Here is an 11885-nt window from a genome sequence, read left to right as displayed (position 1 = left end):
GTGTTCAATTTAATTTTACAATCAGCGTCTAAAAATGAGAATATTAAGATATATACATTCTTTCGCTTGCTTGCCTATAGTGGAATGCGCAAAGGTGAAGCATTAGCGCTTAAATGGTCAGATATTGACTTTACTAGTAATATTATTAGCATTAACAAAACGGTTTCTATTGGTAACAAGCATAGAGTAGTGGTCAACAATACCACGAAAACCAAAAGAAACAGAGCAATTTCTATGGATGCTAGAACGATGCAATTATTAAAAGAGTGGCGTTTTCAGCAAAGACAGGACTTGCTACGGCTAGGCTTTAATCCTTTTGATAAAGAGCAAGTAGTATTTCAAAACTTCGATAATGAGGTTGTGCGTCCAAATCTTGTAGCGGTGTGGAATAAAAGAATCTGCGATAAGAACGGGCTAAGACGTATCAAAATACACGGTTTTAGACATACTCACGCTTCTTTATTGTTTGATGCGGGTGTTCCTATGGAAGACGTAAAACAACGGTTAGGACATGCAAGCATTCAAACTACAATGGACATATACACTCACGTTACTAAGGACAAACAGGACAAAACGGCTCTGAGTTTTGCTCAATACATGGAAAACTAGGTCAAAAGTAGCAATATTCGGAACAATATTTTTTAGAAATGCTCTAAACGCTTGATACTGTAAGGCAAAAAATAAAATTAGCACTATTTGTAAAAAAGTGCTAATTTTTCTTGCTTTTTTTAATGAAACAGGGTATTATCATATTTGTAAGTTAGCACTTAAGAAATAAGAGTGCTAATCAATAACAAAAGTATCAAAGTTTCTAAAAGAAAAACTAATTATAAGGGGGATTAAACTTGTTACAACCAATCGGTGATCGTGTGATCGTAAAAGTTAAAGATGAAGAAGAAAAGACTGTTGGTGGTATTGTTTTAGCATCTAACGCTAAGAAGAAGCCAACTGAAGGTGAAGTTGTAGCCGTAGGTGAAGGTGCTTACGCATCAAACGGTGAAAAGATTCCTATGTCAGTTAAGAAAGGCGACGTAGTTCTCTACGATAGATACTCTGGCACCAACGTTGAATACGAAGGTGAAAAGTACTTAGTCCTTCATGAAAAAGACATTTTAGCAATTGCAAAATAATTGACGCAATTATTAGAAATTAAAATACGAGATTAAGGAGGCATAGATAATCTATGGCAAAAGATATTAAATTCTCAGAAAACGCAAGACGTTCACTTTTAAAGGGTGTTGATAAGTTAGCTGATACTGTTAAGACTACTATTGGTCCTAAGGGTAGAAACGTTGTTTTGGAACAAAGTTACGGTAACCCAGACATCACTAACGATGGTGTTACTATTGCTAAGTCAATTGAATTAAAAGACCGCTACGAAAACATGGGTGCTAAGTTAGTTGCCGAAGCAGCTCAAAAGACTAACGACATCGCAGGTGACGGTACTACTACTGCTACTGTTTTGACTCAAGCTATCGCTCGTGAAGGTATGAAGAACGTTACTGCTGGTGCTAACCCAGTTGGTATTCGTCGCGGTATTGAAAAGGCAACTAAGGCTGCTGTTGATGAACTTCACAAGATCAGCCACAAGGTTGAATCAAAGGATCAAATTGCTAACGTTGCTGCTGTTTCATCAGCTTCTAAAGAAATTGGTGCTTTGATCGCTGATGCTATGGAAAAGGTTGGTCACGATGGTGTTATCACTATTGAAGACTCACGTGGTATCAACACTGAACTTTCAGTAGTTGAAGGTATGCAATTTGACCGTGGTTACTTATCACAATACATGGTAACTGACAACGACAAGATGGAAGCAGACCTTGATAATCCATACATCTTGATCACTGACAAGAAGATTTCAAACATTCAAGACATCTTGCCATTACTTCAAGAAATTGTTCAACAAGGCAAGTCATTGTTGATCATTGCTGACGATATAACTGGTGAAGCTCTTCCAACTCTTGTTTTGAACAAGATCCGTGGTACTTTCAACGTTGTTGCTGTTAAGGCACCTGGCTTTGGTGACCGTCGTAAGGCTCAATTACAAGATATCGCTGCTTTAACTGGTGGTACTGTAATCACTGAAGACCTTGGCCTTGAACTTAAGGACACCAAGATTGATCAATTAGGTCAAGCTCGTCGTATCACTGTAACCAAGGACTCAACTACTATTGTTGGCGGTGCTGGTTCAAAGGAAGCCATTGACGAACGTGTTGACACTATCAGAAAGCAAATTGAAGACTCAACTTCAGACTTCGACAAGAAGAAGTTGCAAGAACGTCTTGCTAAATTAACTGGTGGTGTAGCTGTTATCCACGTTGGTGCTGCTACTGAAACTGAACTTAAAGAACGTCGTTACAGAATTGAAGATGCCTTGAACTCAACTCGTGCTGCCGTTGACGAAGGTTACGTTGCTGGTGGTGGTACAGCTTTAGTAAATGTTGAAAAGGCTGTTCGTGAAGTTAAGGGTGAAACCACTGATGAACAAACTGGTATCAACATTGTTCTTAGAGCTTTGAGTGCACCAGTTCGTCAAATTGCTGAAAACGCTGGTAAAGATGGCTCAGTAATCTTAGATAAGCTTGAACACCAAGAAAACGAAATTGGTTACAACGCTGCTACTGACAAGTGGGAGAACATGGTTGATGCCGGTATTATCGACCCAACCAAAGTAACTCGTACCGCTTTACAAAACGCTGCTTCAATTGCTGCTCTTCTTCTTACTACTGAAGCTGTTGTTGCAGAAATTCCTGAACCAAAGCAAGCTGCTCCTCAAGGCGGTGCAGGTGCTCCAATGGGAATGTAATTGAAACAGTCCAACACTCTCACTCTATTTCAAAAAAATAAATATTAAAAACTTCGAAGTTGAAAAAAGTTCAGCTTCGAAGTTTTTCTTTTCTCTTCCTTTATAGCGTATAATACTTAACAGTAACTTACTCTAGATGAAAATAGGAAAGGGACGTAAATGGCTGAGAAAACAACTCCTATGATGGAGCAGTATTATGAAATCAAGAAACAATATCCTGACGCCTTTCTTTTTTATCGCGTCGGAGATTTTTATGAATTATTTGAAGATGATGCGGTTAAAGGGGCACAGATTCTGGAATTAACTCTGACTCATCGATCAAATAAGACCAAGAACCCTATTCCAATGGCAGGCGTTCCACACATGGCTGTGGATACTTATGTGAATACTTTGGTTGAAAAAGGGTATAAAGTCGCTCTTTGTGAACAACTTGAAGATCCTAAAAAAGCTAAAGGCATGGTAAAGCGAGGCATCATTCAGTTAGTAACTCCAGGTACCATGATGAATGAAGGACCTAATGATGCTAAGGATTCTAATTATTTAACTTCTGTGGTTACTACTAAAAGTGGTTTTGGTTTAGCTTACAGTGATTTATCCACCGGTGAAATTTATTCTACTCATTTAAAGAGTTTCGCCGCAGTTTCTAATGAACTTTTGTCTTTAAGAACAAGAGAAGTTGTGTATAACGGTCCATTAACTGAGCAAAACAAAGACTTTATGCACAAGGCTAATATTACGGTTTCTGCACCTACACCAATTGAAGGCGAACATGCGGAAATTTCTTACGTTGAACAAAACTTGACTAATGGAGCAGAAAAGTCTGCAACGCGTCAATTAGTTGGCTACTTGCTTTCAACCCAAAAGAGAAGTTTAGCCCACTTACAAATTGCTAAGAGCTATGAAGTAAATCAATATTTGCAGATGTCACACACTGTACAAAATAATTTGGAATTAGTGGCATCAGCTAAGACCGGTAAAAAGATGGGCTCACTTTTCTGGGTATTGGATAAAACTCATACAGCCATGGGAGGTCGTCTTCTTAAGCAGTGGTTGGCCCGTCCATTGTTAAACGTGGATATCATTAATCATCGTGAGAAAATGGTCCAAGCATTGCTTGATGGCTATTTCACTCGTGAAAACATTATTGATGCCTTAAAGGGCGTTTATGACCTAGAACGCTTAACAGGACGGATTGCCTTTGGAAATGTAAATGCCCGTGAATTATTGCAATTATCACGTTCTTTGCAAGCAGTCCCAGTTATTCTTGATGCTCTCAATCAATCTGACAGTGATGTTTTGACAGATTTTGCCAAAAAAATTGATCCTTTAAAGGGTGTTGCTGAATTAATTTCTACAACTTTAGTAAAAGATCCACCGCTTTTAACTACAGAAGGTGGATTAATCAGAGATGGTGTGGATAAACAGCTTGATCGCTATCGGGATGCCATGAATAATGGTAAAAAATGGCTGGTTCAAATGGAAACTGATGAACGTCAAAAGACAGGAATTGAAAACTTAAAAGTAGGTTTCAATAAGGTCTTTGGTTATTATATTCAGGTTTCTAATGGTAACAAGAGCAAGGTGCCTCTTGATCGCTATACTCGTAAGCAAACCTTAACTAATGCCGAACGCTACATTACCCCAGAGTTAAAAGAACACGAAAATCTAATATTAGAGGCTCAAACTCGCTCAACTGATCTGGAATATGATTTATTTGTTCAATTGCGTGATGAAGTTAAGAAGTACATTCCTGCTTTGCAAAAATTAGGCAATCAATTAGCTGCCTTGGACGTTTATTGTAGCTTCGCTACAGTTGCTGAACAAAATAATTATTGTCGTCCATCTTTCCATACTGATAGTCAAGACATTGATGTCGTTAATGGCCGTCACCCGGTTGTGGAAAAAGTAATGACTGCAGGTTCATACATTCCTAATGATGTGAAGATGGATTCTGCTACAAATATCTTTTTGATTACTGGACCAAACATGTCAGGTAAGAGTACTTATATGCGGCAGATGGCATTAATTGCAATTATGGCCCAAGTTGGTTCTTTTGTTCCCGCTGATAGTGCTGCTTTGCCTATTTTTGATCAAATTTTTACCCGTATTGGTGCAGCCGATGATTTGATCTCTGGTCAAAGTACTTTCATGGTGGAAATGAGTGAAGCAAATGATGCTTTGCAATATGCTACTAAACGCAGTCTTGTATTATTCGATGAAATTGGACGTGGTACAGCTACTTATGACGGTATGGCTTTAGCAGGTGCAATTGTTAAATATCTGCATGATAAAGTAGGAGCTAAAGCACTTTTTGCCACTCACTATCATGAATTAACAAGTCTTGATGAAACGCTGGATTATTTGAAAAATATCCATGTTGGTGCAACTGAAGAAAACGGTAAGTTAATTTTCTTACACAAGATTTTGCCAGGTCCTGCTGATCAAAGTTATGGTATCCATGTTGCACAGCTTGCTGGCTTGCCACGTACCGTTTTACGTGAAGCAACTAAGTTGCTAAAGCGTCTAGAAGCACAAGGCAGTGAATTGGCTCCAGTTAGCCAACAGCTAGATTTATTTGCCCAACCGGAAGCTGCTTCTGATGAAGTGGATGATAACGATAGTGAAAACAGTCCAATGACCGATGCGGAACAAGAGGTGCTGGATGATATTTCTAATCTTTATTTAGCTGATAAGACACCACTGCAGATTATGCAAATGGTGGCTAATTGGCAAAAAGACTTGAAGGATGATAAATAATGGCTAAAATTCACGAGCTATCTGAAAATTTAACTAATCAGATTGCAGCAGGTGAAGTAATAGAGCGTCCTGCTAGTGTAGTTAAAGAACTTGTGGAAAACTCATTAGATGCGGGTGCAACTAGAATTCGAGTCGATTTTATTGATGCCGGATTAAAGCAAATCGTAGTTCAAGATAATGGGACTGGTATTGCACGTGACCAAGTAGATTTAGCCTTTACTAGGCATGCTACAAGCAAGATTAGCAATGAGCATGATCTGTTTAAAGTTTCTACTTTAGGATTCCGCGGTGAAGCTTTAGCCTCAATTTCCGCTGTTAGCCATGTTGAAATTGTAACGGCTACAGAAAATGCAATTGGAATTAAGGCGGACTTTAGTGGCGGCAGTAAAAAGGGCCAAGAAGATGCAGCGTCACAAAAGGGGACTAAAATTACAGTTCGAGATTTGTTCTTTAATACGCCTGCTCGATTAAAATATTTGCGTAGTCCGCGGACCGAAATTATGAAAATTGTGGATATCATTAACCGTTTATCATTAGGTTATCCACATGTTTCATTCACCTTGTCGAATACTGGCAAAGTTTTATTCAGAACAACTGGCAATGGCAATTTGAAGCAAACAGTCGCCAATGTATACGGTCGACATATTGCTGAAAAAATGGAAAGTTTTGAAGCAAAAGATAGCGATTTTAAGATTACAGGCTTAATGTCCAAGCCTGAATTAACACGCTCTACGCGCAACTTTATTTCGATTTTATTGAATGGCCGTTATATTAAGAACTTTCAATTAAATAATGCCATTATGGATGGTTATGGCTCAAAATTAGCAGCGCGTCATTATCCAATCGTTGTGATCGCTATTCACGTTGATCCAATGCTAGTGGATGTGAATGTCCATCCAACCAAGCAAGAGGTTCGTTTATCTAAGGAAAAAGAGCTCAGTCGTTTGATCACTGGTGCCATTAGCGATGCTTTGCTAGACAAAACTGAACAAAGCAGTGGTTTTGCCAATTTAGAAAATAAACGTGAGACTCTAGTTGATCAATTAGAATTCAACTTGAATCAAGATGTTGTTAATACAACGCGTAAAACGCCAGAAGTTCATGAAGAAGCTGAAAAGCCAGAATTTTTAGTAAAACAAAAAGCTAAAAATTCTGAAGAGCCTAAGAACGAAACTGAGCATAACTATGTGGATATCAATATTCCTCGGGAAGATGATCAATATATCATTACTAAAACTTGGGATAAGAATGTTGCTTTGCAGCAGAAGTTGATGCCATTTAGCAATAAAAAGGTGGATCAAGAAGTTATTTCGACTGGGGATGAAACTCTTGCTAATAATTTGCCGCGTCTTGCTTATGTGGGAAAAATTGATACATATTTGCTAGCTGAAAATGATGGCGATTTGTATTTGATTGACCAAGTGGCAGCCAGAAGACGTCTTCAGTTTGAACAGATTTATCAAACTATTACCTCTAAAAAAATAGTTCAACAAGGCTTACTGACACCGATTGTTTTAGAATTTGGCAATTTAGATTTTCTACAAATTAAGGATAAGATTTATCAAATTAAACAGCTAGGTATATATTTAGATGAATTTGGTCAAAATAGTTTTATTGTGCGCTCATATCCTACCTGGATCCACGATCATGTTGAAGAATCCATTCGTGAAATTTTGGATAATTATTTAAATCTTGATAAAGGCAAAACACAAAATTTATTTAAACGAGTGGCAGCTTTAGAAGCAAAACGCAGTGTTAAAGGCAAAATTAATTTATCCGCTGCAGAAGGTACACAAATTATCACAGATTTGCGTAAAACGTCCGATCCGTATCACGATGCAGACGGTCGCCTTATTTTAGTGCGGATAAGTCAAAATGAATTAAGAAAAATGTTCAAGAAAGGTGAATAAATGTACGAATATTTTGAAGGAATAGTTACAGTCATTACGCCTAGTTATATCGTAGTTGATGTAAATGGTGTAGGTTATAAGGTATATAGTCCAACTCCTTTCGCCTATCAAAAGGGAGATAAAGCTAAAATCTTTATTGAACAAGTTGTAAGAGATACGGGAATTACCTTGTATGGTTTTCAAAGCGAAGATGACAAGGAGCTCTTTCTTAAGCTGTTAAGCGTTAGTGGGATCGGCCCTAAAAGCGCATTGGCTATCATGGCAGCTGAAGATGCCAATTCTTTGGCCGAAGCAATTGAGCAGGGAGAAGTTAAGTATCTTACTCGTTTCCCTGGTGTGGGTAAAAAAACGGCTTCTCAGATTGTGCTTGATTTGAAGGGCAAGCTACGCGATTATGTTGCTCGACTTGATCGTCAAGATGAAGAACAAGGAAATATCCCACCAGCATTGAATGATGCCTTGTTAGCGTTGATTGCCTTGGGTTATACTCAAAAAGAATTAGATCGAATTACTCCTAAGCTTGAAGAAGTTAATGCGGATACAGCCGATCAATATATTAAAAAAGGCTTGGCATTACTGCTTAAGAAGTAGATCTTGTTATAATGGTAAAGATTGATAATAAGTAAGGAAGTGAAACTGATGGTAGAAAATGAAGATGCAGTAACTTCAGGTGAAGTAGAAAACTCTGAAGAAGAGGCAATGGAATTATCTTTGAGACCCCAAACTTTAGATCAATATTTAGGTCAAAAACGGGTTAAAAAGGAAATGTCCATTTATATTAAAGCCGCAAAACAGCGTGATGAGGCTTTGGACCATGTCTTGCTTTATGGACCACCAGGCTTAGGTAAGACGACTTTAGCTTTTGTAATTGCAAATGAACTGGGTGTGCATTTAAAGAGTACAAGTGGTCCAGCAATTGAAAAAGCAGGCGATTTAGTAGCTCTGCTTTCAGACCTTGATCCAGGGGATGTGCTGTTTATTGATGAAATCCATCGTCTTGCTAAGCCTGTTGAAGAAGTTTTGTATTCTGCAATGGAAGACTATTATATTGATATTGTAATTGGTGAAGGACAGACTACTCATGCCGTTCATGTGCCATTGCCACCATTTACTTTGATTGGGGCAACGACCTTGGCTGGGCAATTGTCCGCACCTTTGCGAGATCGATTCGGTATTGTCGAACACATGCAGTACTACACAATTGATGAACTTGAAAAGATTGTCCAAAGATCAAGCGATGTTTTCCATACTTCCATTGCACCCGAAGCAGCTCATGAGCTAGCTCGTCGTTCACGGGGAACGCCACGTGTAGCCAACCGTTTTTTGAAGCGGGTTCGTGATTTCGCCGAAGTTAAAGGTGAAAAGACAATTTCTCTTGCTACAACTGAAGGTGCATTGAAGCAGCTTCAAGTTGATGATGAGGGATTAGATCAAACTGATCGTCGTTTATTGCGGACAATGATTGAAGGCTATAATGGCGGACCGGTTGGAATTAGAACTTTAGCTGCTAATGTGGGTGAAGATATGGAAACGATCGAATCACTCTATGAGCCTTATTTGTTGCAGCATGGATTTATTTTGCTTGGGCCACGTGGCCGAATGGTGACAGACAAGGCATATTTGCAACTGGGTTTGCCAGTTCCAGGTGATAAATAATGTTATTTTCTGTATAATAGATATAATATCTAGACAATAGTTTTATGAGGTGAAAGATTTGAATACTTTATTTTTAGCAAATGCTGGCGCTGCTGGTGGCAGCAACATGATGATGATCATCTTATTCATCGTTTTGATCGGTTTTACTTACTTTGGTATGATTCGTCCACAAAAGAAGCAACAACAACAAAGATTGCAAATGATGGACAAGTTGAAGAAGGGTGACGGCGTTGTCCTTGTTGATGGTTTGCACGCTAAGGTTGATAAGATCAACAGCGACAAGACCATTGTGGTAGATGCAGATGGTATTTACTTAACTTTCGAAAGAATGGCCGTTCGTCGCATTATCCCTGCCGTAGCACCAGTTGAAGAAAATGATGCTCCTGCAGCAGATAAGACTGAAGATACAGCTTCTAAGGAAGATACTAGTGCAACTGACACTAAGACTACTGATGCTTCAGATGAAACTAAAGAAGATAAATAATTAATAATTGTAAAAGCGTCAATTTATTAATAATTGTAAAAGCGTCAATTTAGGCGCTTTTTGATTTGCAATGAAAAAGCTTGTTGTAAAATAGTAATGATTCAAAAAGCAAGTTAAGGAAAAGGATAGTATTATGAGAAATATTCCTGTAGTTATGATTATTTTTGGTGGTAGTGGTGATTTAGCTCACCGTAAGCTCTACCCAGCTTTGTTTAATTTGTATCAACAAGGCTTAATTCATGATAATTTTGCTGTGATTGGAACAGCTCGTAGACCTTGGTCACACGAATATTTACGCGAACAAGTTAGTGACGCTGTTCATGAGACTCATGATGATGTTGATGAAAATAGTTTAAAGCATTTTGCCAGCCATTTTTACTATCAATCACATGATGTCACTAATGTTGAACATTATGAGACACTGAAAAAATTAGCTCAAGAATTAGATGATCGTTACTGCGCACATGGCAACCGTCTCTTTTACATGGCAATGGCTCCAAGATTCTTCGGTACAATTGCTACACATATCAATGACCAATGCCTAACAGGCAGCGGATTTAACCGTATCGTCCTAGAAAAGCCATTTGGTCATGATTTGGCATCTGCCGAAAAATTAAATAAGGAAATTACTGCTTCATTTAATGAAGAGGATATTTTTAGAATTGACCATTATTTGGGCAAGGAAATGGTACAGAATATTATGCCAATGCGCTTTACCAATCCTTTGATCAAAAATATTTGGTCAGCTGATTATATTAAAAATATTCAAGTTACTTTGGCAGAGCGATTGGGAGTTGAAGCACGTGGTGGTTATTACGATACTTCCGGTGCTTTACGCGATATGGTCCAAAATCATATCTTCCAAATCATTACTTTGCTTGCTATGCCAGAACCTAAAGATTTAACTTCTGCTGGTGTTCACAAAGCTAAGCAAGCTTTGCTTGAAAGTATGATTATTCCTAGTCCAGAAGAAGTAAAAAAGTATTTTGTTCGTGGCCAATATTTAGGTAGTGATACTACTTTTGCTTATAGACAAGAACCAAATGTTGATGAAAACTCAACTACTGAAACTTTTGTAGCCGGTAAAGTTAAATTTAAAGAAGGTCCAGTTGCTGGGGTGCCAATTTACTTTAGAACTGGTAAGGAATTTAAGGAAAAGAAGAGTCGAATTGATATCGTATTAAAGCACATCAATAATCCTTATGGTCAAGCCTATTCCAACAAAATTACGATCGAAATCGATCCTACTAGCAAGATTTATATCACCATAAATGGTAAAAAGATTGATCAACCAGGAATTAGATGTGAAAATTTAACTTATGAATTTTCAAAGTCTGAAATGGCTAAAGTCCCAGACGGATATGAGCGACTTTTGCAGGATGTTTTTGTCAATGATTTAACTAACTTTACCCATTGGAGCGAATTGAAGCGTTACTGGGAATTTATTGATTCTGTTGAAGCTGATTGGCAAAAAGAAAATGAAACAGGCGATGCTAAAATCGCCCAATATTTGCCATATAGAATGGGACCAAAGGAAGCAAACGATATCTTCGAAACTCCAACGGAACATTGGATTTATGAATAAGCAAAATTTATTGCCACAAAATGATATCCATCGCCGGATTATTCATCTGGATATGGATGCTTTTTACGCTTCAGTTGAAACTCAGAGAAACCCTGAATTAAAAAATAAGGCATTGGTCATTGGGCAGGATCCCCGTAATAATGGTGGGCATGGCGTAGTTGCAACTTGTAATTATGTGGCACGTAAATACGGCGTTCATTCGGCAATGCCCGCAATTAAGGCGGTTAAGTTGATTCCTAAGTCAGAGCTAGTTTTTGTAAGACCTGATTTTAAGAAATATCGAAGCGTCTCAGCTAAAATTCATTCCTTTATGCATGAGATTACAGATAAGGTGGAATCTATCGCCTTAGATGAAGCTTATCTCGATGTCACTCATAATAAGTTAGGACAAAATTTGGCAGTTCAATTAGCAATTGGATTACAACGCCGGATTCGAACGGAGTTAGGACTGAATTCTTCTTTTGGCGTTTCATATAATAAATTTTTAGCCAAAATGGGTTCGGAATATGCCAAGCCTTTTGGCAGAACAGTTATTTTGCCGTATGAAGCTAAACAATTTTTGGGGATGCAAAAAATTGAAAAATTCCCAGGTGTAGGGCCAAAAACTCAAGAACAGCTACATGAGATGGGGATTTATACAGGTGCAGATTTGCAAAAAGTTGCTGATTTTGTCTTAATTAAAAAGTT

General features: G+C 38.1%; 10 protein-coding genes. All 10 read left to right on the top strand.

Features of this window, described 5'->3' with window-relative positions; genetic code table 11:
- The coding region (locus tag HMPREF0518_RS08340) for a site-specific integrase (protein ID WP_244855812.1) at nt 1-609 on the top strand (609 nt) is incomplete at its 5' end.
- A 236-nt stretch (nt 610-845) separates the two neighbouring features.
- Nucleotides 846-1130 carry a co-chaperone GroES gene (gene groES / locus HMPREF0518_RS08335; protein ID WP_003627770.1) on the top strand — a complete coding sequence of 95 codons (285 nt, stop codon included), beginning with the start codon at nt 846-848 and terminating at the stop codon, nt 1128-1130.
- Nucleotides 1131-1183: 53 nt separating this feature from the next.
- On the top strand, nt 1184-2806 hold the full coding sequence (groL, locus tag HMPREF0518_RS08330) for a chaperonin GroEL (protein ID WP_003627769.1): 1623 nt from the start codon (nt 1184-1186) through the stop codon (nt 2804-2806).
- Nucleotides 2807-2986: 180 nt separating this feature from the next.
- Nucleotides 2987-5563, top strand: coding sequence for a DNA mismatch repair protein MutS (gene mutS, locus HMPREF0518_RS08325; protein ID WP_095662299.1), 2577 nt, complete (start codon nt 2987-2989; stop codon nt 5561-5563).
- Entirely contained in the window at nt 5563-7473 is a 1911-nt protein-coding gene (gene mutL / locus HMPREF0518_RS08320) for a DNA mismatch repair endonuclease MutL (RefSeq protein WP_003627767.1), read from the top strand. Before mutS ends, mutL begins: the two co-directional genes overlap by 1 nt.
- Entirely contained in the window at nt 7474-8064 is a 591-nt protein-coding gene (gene ruvA / locus HMPREF0518_RS08315) for a Holliday junction branch migration protein RuvA (protein WP_003627766.1), read from the top strand.
- Between the two features lie 48 nt (nt 8065-8112).
- Entirely contained in the window at nt 8113-9129 is a 1017-nt protein-coding gene (ruvB, locus tag HMPREF0518_RS08310; protein ID WP_003627765.1) for a Holliday junction branch migration DNA helicase RuvB, read from the top strand.
- A gap of 58 nt (nt 9130-9187) precedes the next feature.
- Nucleotides 9188-9613, top strand: coding sequence for a preprotein translocase subunit YajC (gene yajC / locus HMPREF0518_RS08305; protein WP_003631553.1), 426 nt, complete (start codon nt 9188-9190; stop codon nt 9611-9613).
- Nucleotides 9614-9746: 133 nt separating this feature from the next.
- Entirely contained in the window at nt 9747-11198 is a 1452-nt protein-coding gene (gene zwf / locus HMPREF0518_RS08300; protein WP_003627761.1) for a glucose-6-phosphate dehydrogenase, read from the top strand.
- Nucleotides 11191-11885, top strand: a 695-nt coding sequence (dinB, locus tag HMPREF0518_RS08295) for a DNA polymerase IV (RefSeq protein ID WP_003627760.1), incomplete at its 3' end; no start/stop codon positions are given. The genes zwf and dinB, both read left to right, overlap by 8 nt.

The sequence above is a fragment of the Lactobacillus helveticus DSM 20075 = CGMCC 1.1877 genome (genome assembly GCF_000160855.1).
Taxonomy (GTDB): Bacteria; Bacillota; Bacilli; order Lactobacillales; family Lactobacillaceae; genus Lactobacillus; species Lactobacillus helveticus.
Note: the sequence above shows the minus strand (reverse complement) of the source record. Positions and strands in the feature narration are given on the sequence as shown.